The sequence below is a fragment of the Promicromonospora sp. Populi genome (assembly GCF_041081105.1).
Taxonomy (GTDB): Bacteria; Actinomycetota; Actinomycetes; order Actinomycetales; family Cellulomonadaceae; genus Promicromonospora.
Genome location: NZ_CP163528.1, coordinates 1,830,885 through 1,848,249, shown reverse-complemented (window position 1 = coordinate 1,848,249; position 17,365 = coordinate 1,830,885). Strand labels below are relative to the sequence as shown.

At 71.5% G+C, this 17,365-nt stretch carries 14 protein-coding genes; 13 read left to right on the top strand and 1 reads right to left on the bottom strand.

Features of this window, described 5'->3' with window-relative positions; genetic code table 11:
* Positions 1-30 precede the first annotated feature (30 nt).
* The 13 genes from AB1046_RS08330 to AB1046_RS08270 all read left to right on the top strand — a co-directional run bounded on the left by AB1046_RS08330 (position 31) and on the right by AB1046_RS08270 (position 15,720).
* Complete coding sequence (locus AB1046_RS08330) at positions 31-1,344, top strand: lipase family protein (RefSeq protein ID WP_369374212.1); 1,314 nt, start codon at positions 31-33, stop codon at positions 1,342-1,344.
* Positions 1,345-1,546: 202 nt separating this feature from the next.
* Positions 1,547-1,828: a hypothetical protein gene (locus AB1046_RS08325; RefSeq protein ID WP_369374210.1), complete on the top strand. Its 282-nt coding sequence runs from the start codon at positions 1,547-1,549 to the stop codon at positions 1,826-1,828.
* Between the two features lie 10 nt (positions 1,829-1,838).
* Positions 1,839-3,272, top strand: coding sequence for a hypothetical protein (locus tag AB1046_RS08320; RefSeq protein ID WP_369374208.1), 1,434 nt, complete (start codon positions 1,839-1,841; stop codon positions 3,270-3,272).
* Positions 3,269-3,973 carry a hypothetical protein gene (locus tag AB1046_RS08315; RefSeq protein ID WP_369374206.1) on the top strand — a complete coding sequence of 235 codons (705 nt, stop codon included), beginning with the start codon at positions 3,269-3,271 and terminating at the stop codon, positions 3,971-3,973. The genes AB1046_RS08320 and AB1046_RS08315 overlap by 4 nt, the downstream gene beginning before the upstream one ends.
* On the top strand, positions 3,970-4,536 hold the full coding sequence (locus tag AB1046_RS08310; protein WP_369374204.1) for a hypothetical protein: 567 nt from the start codon (positions 3,970-3,972) through the stop codon (positions 4,534-4,536). The genes AB1046_RS08315 and AB1046_RS08310 overlap by 4 nt, the downstream gene beginning before the upstream one ends.
* Positions 4,537-4,669: 133 nt before the next feature.
* Positions 4,670-4,966: a WXG100 family type VII secretion target gene (locus AB1046_RS08305; RefSeq protein ID WP_116676002.1), complete on the top strand. Its 297-nt coding sequence runs from the start codon at positions 4,670-4,672 to the stop codon at positions 4,964-4,966.
* Between the two features lie 4 nt (positions 4,967-4,970).
* Positions 4,971-5,252: a hypothetical protein gene (locus AB1046_RS08300; RefSeq protein WP_369374202.1), complete on the top strand. Its 282-nt coding sequence runs from the start codon at positions 4,971-4,973 to the stop codon at positions 5,250-5,252.
* 26 nt (positions 5,253-5,278) lie between these two features.
* Positions 5,279-6,553 carry a hypothetical protein gene (locus tag AB1046_RS08295; RefSeq protein ID WP_369374200.1) on the top strand — a complete coding sequence of 425 codons (1,275 nt, stop codon included), beginning with the start codon at positions 5,279-5,281 and terminating at the stop codon, positions 6,551-6,553.
* Positions 6,554-6,598: 45 nt separating this feature from the next.
* On the top strand, positions 6,599-7,264 hold the full coding sequence (locus tag AB1046_RS08290; protein ID WP_369374198.1) for a hypothetical protein: 666 nt from the start codon (positions 6,599-6,601) through the stop codon (positions 7,262-7,264).
* On the top strand, positions 7,261-7,974 hold the full coding sequence (locus AB1046_RS08285; RefSeq protein WP_369374196.1) for a hypothetical protein: 714 nt from the start codon (positions 7,261-7,263) through the stop codon (positions 7,972-7,974). The genes AB1046_RS08290 and AB1046_RS08285 overlap by 4 nt, the downstream gene beginning before the upstream one ends.
* A gap of 67 nt (positions 7,975-8,041) precedes the next feature.
* Positions 8,042-9,487 (top strand): hypothetical protein, encoded by a 1,446-nt coding sequence (locus AB1046_RS08280; RefSeq protein WP_369374194.1) that lies wholly within the window; start codon positions 8,042-8,044, stop codon positions 9,485-9,487.
* Entirely contained in the window at positions 9,480-11,312 is a 1,833-nt protein-coding gene (locus AB1046_RS08275) for a discoidin domain-containing protein (RefSeq protein WP_369374192.1), read from the top strand. The genes AB1046_RS08280 and AB1046_RS08275 overlap by 8 nt, the downstream gene beginning before the upstream one ends.
* A 1-nt stretch (position 11,313) precedes the next feature.
* Complete coding sequence (locus AB1046_RS08270) at positions 11,314-15,720, top strand: FtsK/SpoIIIE domain-containing protein (protein ID WP_369374190.1); 4,407 nt, start codon at positions 11,314-11,316, stop codon at positions 15,718-15,720.
* 7 nt (positions 15,721-15,727) lie between these two features.
* Here AB1046_RS08270 and AB1046_RS08265 read toward each other — a convergent pair whose 3' ends face one another.
* Positions 15,728-17,362, bottom strand: a complete 1,635-nt coding sequence (locus tag AB1046_RS08265; protein WP_369374188.1) for an extracellular solute-binding protein — start codon at positions 17,360-17,362, stop codon at positions 15,728-15,730.
* Between the last annotated feature and the right edge of the window lie 3 nt (positions 17,363-17,365).

Sequence of the window (17,365 nt, the reverse complement as noted above, 5' to 3'; positions counted from 1 at the left end):
AGTGCCCGAGGACCTCACCCAGGAGATCCGATGCCCTTCACCAGCGGTTACACCCTGTCCGTGTCCCCTCGTGCAGCGACGGCTCGACGCCGGACACCGCGCCGTCGGACCGCCGTCGTCGCGGCCCTGGCGGTGCTGGTACTACCGGCCCTGGAGGTCTTGCCGGCCGGGGCAGCCGCCGCGTCCGCGGCGACGTCGGACTCCGCGACGTCGGACTCCGCGACGTCCCACTCCGCGGCGGCGTCCGACGCCGAGGTCCAGACGGCGCCCACCGTCGCCGACGACTTCTACACCCCGCCGGACCCGCTGCCCGACGGCGACGACGGCGAGGTGATCCGCTGGCGCGAGGAGCCCGAGCAGCTCAGTGCCCGCAACTACCTGGTGCTGTACCACTCGACGAACGGAGGCGGCCAGGACATCGCCGTGAGCGGGCGCGTGCTCGTGCCGAACAGCCCCTGGACGGGCGAGGGCCCGCGGCCCATCGTGTCGGACGCCAGCGGCACCCGGGGCCTCGGCGACAGCTGCGCGCTGTCGCGCTCCCTCGACTACCGGGGGCCGACCATCAGCGCCATGCTGGGCAAGGGCTGGGCAGTGGCGCTCTCCGACTACGAGGGGCTCGGCACCCCCGGCGGCCACGCGTACGCCGTCGGGCAGTCGGAGGGCCGGAGCGTCATCGACGTCGTACGCGCCGCCACCAACCTGCCCGCCACCGGCCTTGCGGCCGGCGGCAAGGTCGCCTTCTCCGGCTACTCGCAGGGTGGGGGCGCGGCGCTGTGGGCCGGCGAGCTGCAGCCCACCTACGCGCCGGAGCTGGACCTCGTCGGTATCTCGGCCGGTGGGGTGCCCGCCGACCTCAGGGCGGTGGCCCGGGGGCTCGACGGGCAGCTCGGGTTCGGCCTCCTGCTGTTCATCACGTACGGGTACAACACCGCCTACCCCGAGCTGGACCTTCAGTCCTACCTCAACGAGCGCGGGCTCGCGACGTTCGAGGCGGAGCAGGGCGCGTGCGTGGGCGTGACGTACGCGCACGCGTTCCAGAACATGCGTCTGTTCACCACGTCCGACCCGTTGGACTCGCCCGCCTGGCAGGCGCGCCTCGACGAGAACCGGCTCGGGGCCAACCCGCCCGACGTACCGATCCGGCTCTACCACGGGCTCATCGACGAGCTCGTGGCGCCCGGTCAGGCCCGCACCCTGCGCAACGAGTACTGCGCCGCCGGCGCCGACGTCCAGTGGGAGTGGCACCTCGGTGAGCACGCCCTGGCCATGGTCACCGGCCGGCCGGGTGTGGTGACGTTCCTGGACAAGCGGTTCAGGGACGTGCCCTTCACGGCAAACTGCTGAGCGTCACCGGGGAAGGGTGAAACCCCTGGTGAGGGGTGATTTTTGCGCGAATTGCGACGGGTCCGGGCGATGCTCCGGGCCCGTCGTTCTTGCGCCGTGCGTCGTTCGCCGTCCGTTCACGCACGCGTCGCTGTCCGGTTGGTCCGATTGATGACGATTACGACGCACGGCGACCCAGTCCGCACGAGCGAGAGGTTCTGTCATGGCCGACCTCGTAGTCACCTCGGTAGCCGTTGACGAGGCCGCCGACCAGCTCGCGGCGATCGTCGACGAGTTCAAGAACATGGACAAGCTGTGGGAGGGCGGCGCCGTCTTCGGCCACGACACGGTGAAGTCGGCGATGGACGACTTCATAGACAAGTGGTGGGTCAAGCGGGAAAAGCTGACCACCAACCTCTCAGACCTCCAGAAGAAGATGGAACAGGCTGCGGAGCAGTGGAACAACCTGGAGATCGAGCTGGCCGCATCGTTCGACGAGCAGTAGGGGGAGAACGATGACCGAAGTCAGGGCCGGGGAGTGGCAGCTCCTGGACTACGACTCCGATCCCGTGCCGGCCGCCGTCGGCGACCTGGACCCGGTGATCAAGCACTACGAGGCCATCGCCGAGGTGATGACCACCCAGGCGAAGCTGCTCAAGAAGATCGGTGACGGCGACGAGACCCTGCTCAAGGGCAAGGCCGCCGACGCCATGCGCAAACGCTCCCGGGAGAGCGCGGACGCGCTGAACAAGGCCTCCGCCCGTTACACCGACGTCCGGGACGCGCTGCGTACGTTCCGGCCGGAGCTGGAGTACGCGCGCTCGGAAACGGGCCTGGCTCTGGCAGACGCCACGGACGCGGCCGCCGCCCAGAAGGGCGCCGAGGGTCTGCCCGACCCCGTGACCGCCGACCGGCCGGACAACGCGCCGCCGCTCACCGACGCGGAGAAGCGCGAGTCCGAGAGCCGCACCGGCAAGATCGACGAGGCGAAGGGCGACCTCGAGGCGGCGAAGGCGAAGGCCCGCGCCGCCATGGAGCGGTTCGACGGCGCCGCCCGGGCCGCGGCGAACAAGATCCGGGAGAACTGGGGCGACGACGGGCTGAACCACAGCGGCTGGGAGGCGTTCCTGCACAAGCTGAACAAGTTCCTGAAGAAGCTCGTCGAGATCCTGATGTACATCGGGATGGCGCTGGCGGTGCTGAGCATCCTCATCCCGGGCCTGGGCATGCTGACCCTGCTGAGCGTGATCGTCACCGTGGTCTCGGTGGCGGCCAGCTTCATCCTGGCGGTCCAGGGCGAAGGCAGCTGGCTGAGTGTCATCATCGGCGTGCTCAGCCTGGGCCTGATCGGGGTGGCGGCGAAGATGGCCGGCTCGCTGAAGAACATCCAGGGCTCGCTGCTGGCGAAGGGCGGGTCGACCTGGTCCAAGGACATGGGTCGCCTGCAGGGCATGATCAACGACCGCGAGTGGATGCGGGGCCTGCTCCAGATCGGCCGGAACCCGGACATCGCCCGCAGGATCAACGACATGACGGTGTCGATGACGCCGTGGGTGAAGAACCTCCAGGGCTGGTCGACGTTTGCCGGCAAGACCAGCGTGTCGCCCGGCTGGTGGCAGATCACCAACCCGAAGTACCTCGCGACGGACTTCAGCCGGTTCATGGACCGCATCGGCGGCGGCACCTGGCGCTGGGACCGCCTCATCGGCATCAGCGACATCAAGGACGTGCAGAAGATCACCGCGGCTCTCGGCCAGCTTGGTGTCACGGGCTTCGCTATCAAGCCGTGGATGTACATCGGCCCCATCTCGTACACGTTCGGCTGGTCGATGCGGCCGTTCAGCCTCGTCAACCCGTCGAACTTCAACCCGAACGACCTGCGCTGGGACCTCCAGGGCTGGCGGGACGCCGACTACAGCGGTCTGTACGGGGAGAACCCGGTCCTATGACGACGACGATCAACGGCGCACCCGGTACCGACCTGGCCGGCTGGACCTGGCGGGTGGACCCGCCGGACGGGTGGCTCGTGGTCCCGGCGACCGGGCTCGACACGCCCGACAGCATCACGCTGTGGGAGCGCGAGTCCACCGCGGCGGTGCGGGAGTCGATCGAACCGCGGCCGGCGGACCCGGGGGACCTGCAGGCGTCGGCGAGCCCCGCGGACCCAGTTGAGCTGGACGACGAGGCGCGCACGGCCCTCGACCGGATGGCCGCCGAGGCGGTGGCGAACCTCCGGGCGTTCGCCGACGGCATGGCCCCGGACGGCCACCGCGTGGCGGCCCGCCTCGGGGTGCTGGGCCGTGGTCCGGTTCCGGTGCTCGTCGCGGTCGGGGTGAGCGACCCGGCCGAGCCCGACGACGGCCTGCTGGCCGCGCTGGGTGCGACGGGCGGCTATCCCATCGCGCCACCCACCGTCGAGTACCCCGAGGTGCCCGACGGCGACGGGGTGCGGGTGGTCCGCCTCGACATCGGCGAGGAGACCGGGGGCGCCTGGATGAGCGTGGGCCTTGGGCGGCGCACCGAGCACCCGGACGCCGTGGTGGACACAGTGCTGGTCTGGCGCACCCAGGACCTTCTGCTGGGCGCCGCCATGGTGGAGTGGCTCGACGAGCTGCTGGCCGCCGTGCTGATCACGCGGAGCGCGGCATGACGCGGTCCGTAGCGGGGCCGATGGGCGAGCGTCGGACGGCCGAGCAGACCGGGGGCAAGCCGACCGACAAGTGGGCCTTCCTGCTCCCGCCCGGCTGGGCGCGGATCGCTACCGATGCGGGAGCGATGTACCTCCCGACCGAGCCGATGGCGGGCATGACGGTCCCCGCCTCCATCACCGAGACCGAGCTCTTCGGTGTTGTCGGCCGCAGCCCGGTCGAGGTCGCGACGAGCATCCTGGGCGACTCGGACGAGGAGAACGAGCTCGTCGAGCTCGACGGGCGCCCAGGCGTGCGGGTATCCAGCACGGTGCAGGAGCCGCCGGCCGCAGATGGCGGGCCTGCGGTCTTCGCGCGCGAGGTGACGTATGTCGTCTCCCGGCACGAGGCCGACGGCGACTGGCTGGTGCTCAGCTTCCGCACCACCTGGAACAGCCCGGGCACCGAGCGGCTCGCCGAGGTGCTGGTCACCTTCTTCGACGCGGTGCTGACCACGTTTCGCTGGACCGGGCACGGTGCCCGGCCGGTGAGCCTGCCGGAGCGGGAGGTGCCCGGTTCGGCGTGAACGAGCGGCCTGAGTGCGCCGTCCCGACGGCGGCCGCTGGCCGTGACAAACGGTTTCCAGGGATTCACTCCATGGAAGTCCGGTTCGTGTACGATCCTGCTGTTTTCCACGAGGCAAACCGAGAGGACTGATCATGGCCAACATCAATGTGACCTTCCAGCAGATGGAAGACGCGGCCCAGCGCATCAAGCAGGAGTCCGACGACATGCAGCACAAGCTCGACCAGCTGCGTTCGCTGGTCGACAACCTGGTGCAGGACGGCTACGTGACGGACAAGTCCTCCAAGCGGTTCGACGAGTCCTACAAGGAGCTCGACAAGGGTGGCAAGCAGGTCATGGAGGGTCTGACCGGTATCGGCGAGTACCTCAAGCAGGCTGCCGAGGCGCTGCGCAAGACCGATGAAGAGCTCGCCAACGCGCTGAACAAGTAGTCCCGTGGCAGACCTGGTCGTCACCTCGATCGCGGTCGACGACGCTGCCACCCAGCTCAAGTCCGTCGTCGACGAGCTCGACAACATGAAGGAGCTGTGGGACGGCGGCGACATCTGGGGCCACCGTACGGTGAAGAACGCCATGGGCGACTTCGTCGACAGCTGGTGGGTCAAGCGGGAGAAGCTCCAGGAGAACCTCAAGGACCTCCAGGGAAAGATGGAGCAGGCCGCCGAGACCTGGAACAACACCGAGATCGAGCTGGCGAAGTCGCTCGAGAGCGAGTAGAGCCTCAGTGAACAGAAGGAGACTCGATGAGCGCCGCCCGCGTGGGTGAATGGCATCTGCTGGACTACGACGACGACCCTGTGCCGGCCGAGGCGTCTGGCCTGGACGCGGTGATCAAGCACTACAAAGAGATCGCCGAGATGATGACCACGCAGGCGGCGCTCCTCAAGAAGATCGGCGACGGCGACGAGACCCTGCTCAAGGGTGAGTCGGCCGACGCCATGCGCGGGCGCGCCGAGGAGAGCCACGAGCACCTGGCCGCGGCCGCCGGTCGTTACGAGGACGTGCATGCCGCCCTGGCGGCGTACCGGCCGGAGCTGGAGACGGCGCGGTCGGAGACGGGCAAGGCCCTGGCGAAGGCGGAGGACGCCGCCGCGGCCCAGAAGGGCGCGGAGGGCCTGCCGGACCCGGTGAACGCGGACCGGCCGGACGACGCGCCGCCGCTCACCGACCAGGAGAAGCAGGAGTCCCAGAACCGGACGAGCAAGATCGAGGGCGCCAAGGGCGAGCTGGCGGCGGCGAAGGCCATCGCGGTCGCGGCGATGTCGGCGCTCGATGGTGCCGCCGAGCGAGCGGCGACCAAGATCAAGGAGAACTGGGGCGACGACGGGCTAAAGCACAGCGGCTGGGAAGCGTTCGTGCACGGGTTCAACAAGTTCCTCAAGGCGCTCGTCGAGATCCTGGGCTACATCGGCATGGCTCTCGCGGTGCTCGCGATACTCCTGCCGGGGGTGGGCGCCCTCGCGCTGGCCGGCCTGATCGTCGGAGTCGTGAGCGTGGTCGCCTCCATCGTGCTCGCCGCTCAGGGCGAGGCGAGCTGGATGGGCGTCATCCTCGGCGTCATCGGCGTCGCCGCTGCCGGGGTCGGGGCGGTCGTGGCGAAGTCGATCACGACGTCCCTGAAGGCGGCCCAGGGCGCTGTGTTCGCCGGAAAGGCTGGTGGGACCAAGTTCATCGGCACCATGGGCGGCCTGATCTTCAAGCCCCTGCAGCTCCAGAAGATCTCGATCATCATCTCGACGAAGCTCCCCGGCTGGGCGTCCATCGTCGCCCCGATCAAGTCCTGGTCGCTCAGCGGAGCGTTCGGTCTCGGCGGGCTCAAGGAGCTCAGCCTGCTCGGACTCTGGGGGGCCAACTTCACCATCAAGCCGTGGGTGTACGTCGCCGGTCCCGGTGCGATGCTCTCCGGCTTGATCAGCGGTCTGTGGGGTGCGGTGCCGCCGACCAGCTTCCCTGGCGAGGATGCCCGCGGGAACTGGACAGGCGAGACCGACTACGAGTACAACCACCTCACCACCTGAGCCGGGAGCCGATTTCTTGACAACGACGAGATGTAGGGGCGGGGCATGACCGCCGTCGACGGTCTGGCCTGGACCTGGACCATCGAACCGCCGGCCGGCTGGCTGGTGGTGCCCTCCACAGCGACCGAGCCGGCCGAGTCGGTCAACGCATGGCAGGGGGAGGTCGTCGAGCTGCTGCTCGAGTCGTTCCTGCCGGGGGCCGCCGACGAGTCCGCGACCGGGCCCGAAACCGAGCCCGATGCGGGCCAGGTGGGTGCGGTGCGTAGCTCGCTCACGCAGACTGTCAAAAGCCTGGTGCGGTTCGCTGACGAGGCCGCGACCGAGGGTGCGCGCGCCATGGCCGGTTTTGATCTCCTGGACCGCGGCCCGGTGCCCGTGCTCGTCACGGTCGGTATGAGTGACCCCACGGAGTCGGACGACGTGTTCATGACTGTGCTCGGGGCGACGGGCGGGAACCCGGTGAGCCCGCCGAGCATCGAGTATCCCGAGCTGCCCGACGGCGACGGGATCCAGGTCACCCGGATCGACATCGACGAGACGACGGGCGGCGCATGGGTGACCGTGGCCGCGGGCCGGCGCACCGAGCTCCCGGACATGGTGGTGGACACCGCGTTGGTCTGGCGTAGCCAGGACCTGGTTCTCGTCCCGACGATCCTCGAAGCGATCGTCGGTCTGCTGTCGGCCGTCAAGGTCACCCGGAGCACACAGTGAGCGAGCAGCCAGTGAACGAGCAGACCGCCGAGCCGACCGAGGGGCAGGAGCAGAACGGTAAGCCGACCGACGCCTGGGTCATGCTCCTGCCGCCGGGCTGGGCCCGGTTCCCGACCGGTGAGGGGCGCCAGCGCGAGCTGGACCAGGCGGTCGAGGAGGTCGTCGCGCGGGCGCTGCCGGACTCCATGCCCCGCGACAAGGTCGAGCCCTTCCGGCACATGCTCCGGGACGAGCTGCACAAGACCCTCGGCCAGGCGCGCGACGCCGGTACCGGGGCGGTCTACCTGCCGACCGAGCCGATGGAGGGTGTGATCGTCCCGGGCTCGATCGCGGAGATCGAGGTGGTCAGCGACGTCGGCACCGACCCGATGCGGATCGTGACCAGCATCCTGAGCGACGGGTACGAGGAGAGCGAGCTGGTCGAGGTTGACGGGCGTCCTGGCGTCCGGGTGCTGCACACCGAGCACGGCATGCGGAGCGAGGACCTGGAGCTGTCGACCCGGCAGGTGCTCTACGCGATCTCCCGGGACGAGGCCGACGGCGAGTGGCTGGTCCTGTCCTTCACGACGATCTGGAACAGCGAGAACACCGAGCGACTGGCGGAGGCCATGGTGTTCTTCTTCGATGCGGTGATGACCACCTTCCGCTGGGCCGGTCCGGGAACCAATCCCTTGAAGCTGCCGGAGCGGAGCGTTCCCGGCTCTGCCTGAGCGCGTCTGCTCCCGCCCGACGCAAGAACAACCCGACTGACGCGACACACCTGAAGACGGAGCTACCGTGCACCACGCCTACCGCGCCATAGCCGCCCTGGTCGCGGCCACCCTCTTGACCACAGCACTCGCGGGACCCGTGGCTGCCGCCTCGCCGGCCGGCACGGGTCCCGCGCTGGTGCGCACCGTGTCCGGCTCGGCCCACGCCGGCCCGGCGCACGCCGGCCTCGCCATGGACGAGACGGGCGAGGCGGTCCCGTACTACGTGATGCAGCTCGACTCGGACGGCACGCCGGAGTTTCTGTTCGAGATCGCCCAGCGGTACCTCGGCGACGGCAACCGGTACATGGAGATCTTCGAGCTGAACGAGGGCCGCGTCCAGCCCGACGGGGGCGTCCTGACCGACCCGGAAGCCGTCCTGCCGGGCTGGGTCATGCAGCTGCCGGCCGACGCCGAGGGTGAGGGCGTCGAGATCGGCGTGCTGCCCACGGGCCCGGCGGATGGCGGCCCCGCGGCGGAGCCGAGCGCGTCGGCCGACGGCGCTTCGGCTGAGCCGTCCGCCGACGCGTCGTCCGCCGCGCCGTCGGACGCGTCGTCCACCGCGCCCTCCGGCGAGGCCGCCCCCGCCGAGGACGCGGCGAGCGGCTCGTCCTGGCTGACGCCCGTGCTGGTCACCCTCGGCGCCGTCGTGGTGCTGGGTGCCGTGGCCTTCGGCGTGCTGTTCCTGCTGCGCCGGCGTCGGGCCGGGCGCGAGGCGCCGTTCGACGACAGCCTGCTGCGCACCGACACCTCGGCGTCGTGGATGGTCGACCGCGCGTTGCGCGTGCTGATCGCCGCGTGCGAGCGCGACGGCCTGGACCTGCCCGGGGTCACCGGTGTGTTCATCGAGGGCGGGGCGATGCGCCTGCGCCTGGCGAGCCCCGTCTCCCCGGCGCCCGCGCCGTGGGTGGCGAACGAGGACGGGCAGAGCTGGTCCGCGCCGCTGGCGAAGCTGCAGTCTGCGCCGGCGTCGGAGGAGTCGACGGCGCGGTTCGCGCGGCTGGTGACCATCGGCGTGGCGGAGACGGGCCGGGTGCTCGTGGACTTCGCCACGGCGCGCGGCGTCATCAGCCTGGACGGACCCACCCGCGCGCGGCACGAGGTGCTGCGCCGCTGGCTGGGTGAGCTGACCGGCAACCCCTGGTCGAACGACCCGCGCGTGGTGATGGTCGGCAACGGCCTGCCCCAGCCCGAGCAGGTGGAGCACCTCTCGGCGATCGAGCAGGTGATCCCTGCGCTGGACGCCGCCGACGGTGGGGTGCTGGTGCTGTCGCAGGCGCCGTCGGCCGTGCAGCAGGACATGCTCGCCGAGCGGTTCGCGAACCCTGCCTTCGGCTGGGTGGTCATCGTGCTGGGCGAGTCGGCGTCGGCCAAGTGGCGGATCACCGCAGGCGACGACGGCTGGCTGCGCAGCGGGTTCCTCCCTGATGTCCGGTACACCGAGCAGATGGCGGTGCGGCGTGCCGGTGAGTGAGTCACCGGCCCGCGGCCTGCTGCGGGTCTTGGCGATCACCGCCCTCACGGCGCTCCTCGCGGCCGTCGCCCTACCGGCCAAGGCGGGGGAGGCCGAGGTGGTGCTGCTCTCGCAGGGCCAGCCCGCGGTGGCGTCCTCGCTGGAGAACAGCAACTTCCCGGCGCGCAACGCGTTCGACGGCAACCCGGAGACCCGGTGGTCGAGCGCCTTCGCCGACCCGCAGTGGATCCGGATAGACCTGGGGCGCAGGACCACCGTGCACCGGGTGGAGATCGACTGGGAGGTCTCGCACTCGACGGGTTTCTCGATCCAGCTCTCGGACGACGGCGAGACGTGGGAGACGCACTGGTTCGGTGAGGGTGACGGCGGCCGGGACGTCTTCAACATCCTCGGCGAGGGCCGGTACGTGCAGATGTACTCCACGCAGCGGTCCGGCACGGCGGGCAACTCGATCTGGGAGATGCGCGTCTTCGGTGAGCCCGAGCCAGAGCCCGTCGAGGCCGCTCCGGACCCGACGGACACCGCGGAGCCAGAGCCGAGCGCCGAGGCGAGCGAGACCACCCCGGCCTCGCCAACGCCGTCGGACGAGCCCGAACCCGAGCCGAGCCGCAGCGGGCCGCCCGGCTCCGTCCTGTACTACGTCGTCAAGGCCACGGCGGACGACAACGTCGAGAAGCTGAACGACATCGCCGAGCGGTTCCTCGGCGACCGGGACCGGTACCCGGAGATCGCGGAGCTGACCCAGGGGCACCGGCAGCCGGACGGCGCGTACCTGACCGACCCCCGGACGCTGCAGGCCGGTTGGGTGCTCCGGATGCCGGCGGACGCCACCGGCGAGGGCCTGGAGTTCGGTCCGTTGCCCGGCTACGAGCCGTCTGCCTCGCCCTCGTCGTCCGCTTCGGCCGCGCAGTCGGCGTCGCCGGAGCCCTTGGCGGAGGTGGCGGACACCGGGCCGGCGATCAGTCCCGGCGTCTGGCGCACCATCGGCGCCGTGGCGGCCGCGGTGCTGGTGTTCGCCCTGCTCACCGGGCTGGGGTTCTGGCTCCTGCGGCGTCGCAAGCGGAACGAGCCGTTCGACGACAGCCTGCTGCGCACCGACACGTCGGCGGCGTGGACGGTCGACCGCGCGCTGCGGGTGCTCATCGCGGCGTGCGAGCGTGACGGCCTGGAGGTGCCCGGCATGACCGGGGTGTTCATCGAGGGCAGCCTGATGCGCCTGCGGCTGACCAACCCGGCGTCACCCGCGCCGGAGCCGTGGACGGTGAGCGACGACGGGCAGAGCTGGTCGGCTCCGCTGGCCAAGCTGCAGTCGGGGGCGGCGTCGGAGGGCTCGACGGCGCGGTTCTCCCGGCTGATCAACCTCGGCATGGGGGAGACGGGCCGGGTGCTGGTGGACTTCTCGGTCGCCAGGGGTGTGGTCAGCCTGGACGGGCCCACCCGGGTGCGGCACGAGGTGCTGCGCCGCTGGCTGGGCGAGCTGACCGGCAGCCCGTGGTCGAACGACCCGCGGGTCGTGATGATCGGCAACGGCCTGCCCCAGCCCGAGCAGGTGGAGCACCTGGCCGGGATCGAGCAGATCTTCCCCGAGCTGGAGGTCGGCGACGGCGGGGTGCTGGTGCTGTCGCAGGCGCCGTCGGCAGCGCAGCAGGACCTGCTCGCGGCCCGGTTCGCGAACCCGGAGTTCGCGTGGGTAGTGATCGTGCTCGGCTCCGCGCCGTCGGCGAAATGGCGGTTCACCGCTGGAGACGACGGCTGGCTGCGCAGCGGGTTCCTGCCCGACGTGCGCTTCGACGAACAGACCGCCGTGCGGCGGGGAGGCGAATGACATGCACGCTCTGATCACCACGCGGCACGGGGTCCGTGAAGCGCTCCTGTCTTTGGAGCTGGACGAGCGCACCAAGGTCGCGGACCTGGCCGAGCGGCTGTCCGCCGAGGTGGGTGCCCCCCGGGGCAGCACCATGTACGTGGACGGCCGCCCAGTGCGGGATCATGCCGGGCGGGACGCCGGCCGCACGAGCGACGAGCTGCTCGCCGCCCACTCGGGCATCCGGGACGGCGCCGTTGTCACGTTCACCGACCCCGGTCCGGGGAGCGGCCCGTCGGGCGGCCCGGTCGACCTGTGTGTCACCGGCGGCCTGGGCACCGGTGCGGTGGCGCGGCTCGGCGTCGGGGAGTCCGTGCTGCAGGTCGGCCCCGACGGCCGGGTCCGGGTGGACGAGCCGCGCGAGGGTGGGCTGCCCGCGATCGCCGTCGTCGTCGCGCTGGACGGCGGGGTGCGGGTGCGGCGCCTGCCGGATCCCCGGTCCGCCGGGCGACCGGTCCACCTGGACCGGTCGGAGGAGCCGCTGGGCGAGGACGAGGCGCCGTGGCCCGCGGGCACGCAGGTACGCATCGGCCCGAGCGTGCTGACGGTCCAGCCGGCCACGCGGCCCGACGCCGACCTGCGGCCCGCCGCCGAGCCGGGGCACCTCGACTACAACCGGCCGCCGCGGCTGCTGCCGCCGATGCCGGCCACCCACTTCCGCCTGCCGTCCGAGCCGGCGGCCCCCAGCCGCAACCCGCTGCCGTGGCTCGGCATGGCCATGCCCGCGGTGCTGGGCATCGTCATGGCCATCGTGTTCCAGCAGCCGTACTACCTGATGTTCGCGCTGGCGTCGCCGCTGATGGGCCTCGGCAACTGGTGGATGCAGAAGCGCAACGGCGTGGTCACGCACAAGGACCGCCTCAAGCAGCACGCGGAGGAGCGGGCCGCGCTGGAGGAGGAGGTCCTGGACGCCGTGCGGCGCGAGCAGCACCGACGCCGGGTCTCCAGCCCGGGCGCCGCCGAGCTGAGGATCATCGCCACCACGCCGACGCGCCGGCTCTGGGAGCGGCGCAGCACGGACACGGACCACCTCACGGTCCGGCTGGGCCTCGCCGACGCGACCAGCCGCGTCGAGGTGGAGGACAACGAGGAGCCCGAGCACCGGCGCAAGACCCGCGCGACCGTGCGGTCCGTGCCGGTCACGGTGCCGCTGCGGGAGGCGGGCGTGGTCGGCCTGGCCGGCCCGGGGGACTGGCCGCGCCGGCGTGCCCGGTGGATAGTGGGCCAGCTCGGGGTGCTGCAGAGCCCGCGGGACGTGCAGATCTACGTGCTGACGAGCTCCGAGCACGTGCAGGACTGGGCATGGGCGGCCTGGCTGCCGCACGTGCGGCCGTCGTTCGGCCAGGAGGCCGTGGCGCTGATCGGGACCACCACGGAGACGCTGTCGGCGCGGGTCGCCGAGGTGAACTCGCTGATCACGCAGCGCCGCGCCGCCATGGAGGGTTCGAGCGGCAAGGTCCTGGCCGGCGCGCAGGTCGTGGTGGTGCTCGACGGTGCCCGCCGGCTGCGCGCGCTGCCCGGCGTCGTCTCCATCCTGCGCGACGGCCCCGGCGTCGGCGTGAGCGTCGTCTGCCTGGACGGCGACGAGCAGCTGCTGCCCGAGGAGTGCACGGTCGTGGCGCTCGCCCGTGGCGACGGCGGTATGACGCTGAGCAGGCAGGACGCCGACGACCTGCGCTCCATCCTGGTCGACGAGGTGCGGGACGACTGGTACGAGCCGGTCGCCCGCGCCGTCGCAGCCCTGCACGACGTGACGGCCTCCGAGGGCGCGGGCCTGATCCCGGACTCGGCACGGCTCGTCGAGGTCCTCGGTATCGAGGAGGTCAGCGCCGAGGACATGGTGACCCGGTGGCGCATGATCTCGAACGGGGGCAAGGGCAGCACCAACGCCGTCGTGGGGGTGTCGCTGGACGGGCCGTTCGCGCTCGACATGGTGCGCGACGGGCCGCACGCCCTGGTGGGTGGCACCACCGGGTCCGGCAAGTCCGAGTTCCTGCAGACCGTCGTCGCCTCGCTCGCGGTGGTGAACACCCCCGAGACCATGAACTTCGTGCTGGTGGACTACAAGGGCGGCGCGGCGTTCAGCCAGTGCGAGCAGCTGCCGCACACGGTCGGCATGGTCACCGACCTGGACTCCCACCTCGTGGAGCGCGCCCTCGACTCGCTCCGCGCCGAGCTCACCTACCGGGAGCACATCCTGGCCGCCGCCGGGGCGAAGGACCTGGAGGACTACCTCGACGCGCAGTCCCGGGGGCACGTGGGACCCACGCTGCCGCGGTTGATGATCGTGATCGACGAGTTCGCCTCGATGGCCCGCGAGCTGCCCGACTTCGTCGCCGGGCTGGTCAACATCGCCCAGCGGGGCCGGTCGCTCGGCATCCACCTGATCCTGGCCACCCAGCGCCCGTCCGGCGTCATCTCGCCGGAGATCCGGGCCAACACCAACCTCCGGGTCGCCCTGCGGATGACGGACAAGAGCGAGTCCAAGGACGTCATCGACGCGAACGACGCGGCCGATATCGCCAAGTCGCAGCCCGGCCGGGCCTACGCCCGGCTCGGGAGCACCTCGCTGATCCCGTTCCAGTCGGCCCGGGTGGGTGGGCGGCGCCTGTCCTTGTCCGACGTCGTGCAGGTGGAACCGCCGTTCGTCGGCCGCGTTGCGGTGGGGGACCTCGGGGCGCCGGCGCCCCGCCGTCCCCGGACGAAGCGGCAGGAGAACGTCGAGACCGACCTCGCCGCGCTGGTCGAGACGCTGCGCGAGACCGCGACCCTGGGCGACTGGCCCGTGCCGCGCCGGCCGTGGCTGCCCGCCCTGCCGGACCTGCTCGCGTTCTCCGACCTGGTCCAGCCCTCGGCCCAGTCGCAGTTCGGCTGGGCCATGGAGGACTCGCCGTCGGACCAGCGGCAGGGCCCCGCGATCATCGACCTGGACGAGTTCGGGCACCGGTACGTGATCGGCGCGCCGGGCAGCGGCCGGTCCACCACGCTGCGTACGACGGCGTTCGCCGCCGCGAGCGGCATGGCGGTCTCCGACCTGCACCTGTACGCGATCGACTGCGGCAACGGGGCGCTGACAGTGCTCAACGAGCTGCCGCACACGGGCGCCGTCGTGCAGCGCGGGCAGGCCGAGCGGACCAAGCGGCTGCTCACGCGCCTGCAGGCCGAGCTCGGCCGGCGGCAGCAGGTTCTCGCGGCGGGGAACTTCGCCAGCGTCACCGAACAGCGCGAGCTCGCCGAGCCGGGCGACCGCCTACCGCGCGTCCTGCTGCTGATCGACCGCTGGGAGAGCTTCATGAGCACCTACGGGGAGATCGACAGCGGCACGCTGGTCGAGATCGTCCAGGAGCTGCTGCGGGACGGCGCGAGCGCGGGCATCCACCTGCTCGTGGCCGGGGACCGGAGCCTCATGTCGAGCCGGATGAGCGTGCTGACCGACGACTCCCTCGTGCTGCGCCTGACCGACCGGTTCGACTACGGGATGGCGGGCATCGACCACAAGAAGCTACCCGAGGAGATCCAGCCCGGGCGCGGCTTCCGGTCGGGCAGCGGGCTCGAGGTGCAGGTGGCGATCCTCGGGGACGACCCGGCGGGCCGGGCCCAGACGACGGCGGCACGCCAGCTCGCGGCCGGGATCCGCGAGCGCGAGGACGTGGCGCCGGGCACCGGGCCGTTCCGGGTCGACGACCTCCCGTCCACGATCACCGTGGACGCGGCCTACCAGTACGTGGGGCCGGAGGCTGCGCGGCCCATGTGGGCGCTGCTCGGCGTCGGCGGTGACGACCTGACGGCGTTCGGCATGGACCTGGCCGGGGACGCGCCGTCGTTCATCGTGGCCGGGCCCGCGCGGTCCGGGCGCTCGACGATGCTCGCCGTGATGACGGAGTCGCTGCTGCGGGGCGGCACCCAGGTGGTGCTGCTCGCGCCGCGCGCGAGCGTGCTGCGCGACTTCGAGGGCCGGGCCGGCGTGCGGGCCGTGCTCAGGGGCACGGAGATCACCGAGGAGGACCTGGCGCCGCACCTGGACCCGGACGGCACGCCGGTGGTGCTCGTCGTCGACGACGCGGAGCTGGTCGCCGACGTCCCGGCGAAGACCTGGCTGCGCGCCTACCTGCGCACGGCCGCCGACAACCAGCGCGGGCTGATCATCGGCGGCGACGCCTCCGAGGTGGCCAAGGGGTTCTCGGGCTGGCAGGTCGACGTCAAGAAGAGCCGACGGGGCGCGCTGCTCAGCCCGTCCGACCGGTTCGACGGCGACCTGGTGGGCGCGAGCCTGTCCCGCTCGGCCGTGGCAACCCAGGTCACGCCGGGCAAGGCCATGGTCCACCTGGGCTCGGGCGAGCTGACGACGCTCCTGGTGCCGACCCTCTAGCGCCGGGTCAGCTCTCGCGGGCGGTCAGGGCCTCCTGGTACTCGTCGCGGATGGTGTCGCCGCCGCCGCGCTTCCAGGCGTCGACCGCCGTGGTCCAGGCGCTCACGGGCTCGCGGCCGCTGATGATGTCGTTCTCGACGGCCAGCAGCGCGGTGTTGATCTGGGCTCCTCGCCGGCTGCCGGTCTCGCTGAACAGGCCCTCGACCGGGTTGCGGAGGGCGGTCGGGACGACGCCGGTCTGCGCGTCGTACTGGTCCTGGGCGACCTCCGGCAGGCCCGCCTGGTAGTTCACCCACGGGCCCTCGGCCATGTACTTCAGCGAGAGCTGCGCCTCGGTGCGGCCCTTCTCCGTGAGCACGGGGTCGGTGCCCTCCAGCGTGTGGTGCACCCCTTCGAGGCCGTAGTTCTTGAAGAGGTGCTCGGCGCTGCCGAAGGGGGCCGCGAGGTAGTTGAGCACGTCGAGCAGGGCCTCGGCCCGGTCGGCGGACCTGGCGCTGATGGAGGTGAGGTTGTGCGTGGCGCCGGCGAGCCAGAAGTTGCCCGGTCCGCCGCCCTCGGCGAGCGGGGGCGGGATCACGGCGAGGCGGAACTCGTCGTCGATCGGGTAGTTGAAGAAGTCGGTCCAGGCGCTGAACGTGTCGTCGAGCAGGGTGACCGTCCTGTTCACCATCCACGTCTTGCGCTGCGGTCCTTCGACGGCGAACGCGTCCGGGTGGACCACGCCGTCGGCCACGAGCCGGCGGCACGCCTCCAGCGCCTCCGCCTGACGCTCGTGCTCGTTCACGCTGGTGAGGCTGCCGCCCTCCTCCGCCCAGACGTTCGGGAGAGCGAACATCTCGCGCAGGTACGTGATGGGCGCCTTGCCGAGCGCCCAGCGGTTCGCGCCGGTCAGCTCGGTGCAGAGGGACACGAAGTCGTCCAGGGAGCCGACCTCGGCGGAGAGGCCCTCGGCGTCGAGCACGTCCTGCCGCGTGTACATCACGGTGCTGCTCATCGGCCCCCGGGGGATGGGCACGCCGTAGATCTTTCCGCCGTAGACGCTGGACTGCCAGCTCTGGGTCGGGATGTTCGCCAGGAACGGGTACCTGGAGACGGCGTCGCCGGACAGCAGCTCGGTGAGGTCGGTGGCGCGCTCCGCGAGCAGCCCGGGCAGGCCGGGCACCTCGACGGGGAAGTACGTGAACAGGTCCGGGAGCTGGTCGCCGGCGACCGCAGTCTGGAACCGGTCGGTGAAGTCGCCCGCCAGCACCTGCGACACGGCCAGGGAGAATCCGAGGCGCTCGTTCAGCGCCTGCCAGTACTCGTTCCGGTCGACGCCGGGCGGGGCGGGCGTGTTCGTCAGGGCGAGCACACCGACGTCCTGCCCGTCCCCGGGCGGGCCGTCGGTCACCTGCTGCGGGTTCGCCGGGTACTTCAGCATCGTGTTCGGCACGCCGTCGGCGCCCACGATGTCGATGGGCACGCCGTCGTACGGTATGTAGGTCGGCAGCGCCACGCCGGCGTTGCTGGCCAGGGCACCGCCGCCGCGGCCCTCGTTGCTGCAGCCGGCCAGGCCGAGCACGGCGAACGCGCCCAGCCCCAGCCCGCCCACGAGCAGGTTGCGCCGGGTGATGTGGGGGTCCGGGAAAAGGGAACCGGTCATGAC

What these genes read in the sequence shown, in the direction of transcription:
- AB1046_RS08265 (WP_369374188.1), bottom strand. Translation starts at nt 17,362, where the DNA reads ATGACCGGTTCCCTTTTCCCGGACCCCCACATCACCCGGCGCAACCTG.
- AB1046_RS08310 (WP_369374204.1), top strand. Translation starts at nt 3,970, where the DNA reads ATGACGCGGTCCGTAGCGGGGCCGATGGGCGAGCGTCGGACGGCCGAG.
- AB1046_RS08325 (WP_369374210.1), top strand. Translation starts at nt 1,547, where the DNA reads ATGGCCGACCTCGTAGTCACCTCGGTAGCCGTTGACGAGGCCGCCGAC.
- AB1046_RS08330 (WP_369374212.1), top strand. Translation starts at nt 31, where the DNA reads ATGCCCTTCACCAGCGGTTACACCCTGTCCGTGTCCCCTCGTGCAGCG.
- AB1046_RS08320 (WP_369374208.1), top strand. Translation starts at nt 1,839, where the DNA reads ATGACCGAAGTCAGGGCCGGGGAGTGGCAGCTCCTGGACTACGACTCC.
- AB1046_RS08270 (WP_369374190.1), top strand. Translation starts at nt 11,314, where the DNA reads ATGCACGCTCTGATCACCACGCGGCACGGGGTCCGTGAAGCGCTCCTG.
- AB1046_RS08290 (WP_369374198.1), top strand. Translation starts at nt 6,599, where the DNA reads ATGACCGCCGTCGACGGTCTGGCCTGGACCTGGACCATCGAACCGCCG.
- AB1046_RS08295 (WP_369374200.1), top strand. Translation starts at nt 5,279, where the DNA reads ATGAGCGCCGCCCGCGTGGGTGAATGGCATCTGCTGGACTACGACGAC.
- AB1046_RS08315 (WP_369374206.1), top strand. Translation starts at nt 3,269, where the DNA reads ATGACGACGACGATCAACGGCGCACCCGGTACCGACCTGGCCGGCTGG.
- AB1046_RS08305 (WP_116676002.1), top strand. Translation starts at nt 4,670, where the DNA reads ATGGCCAACATCAATGTGACCTTCCAGCAGATGGAAGACGCGGCCCAG.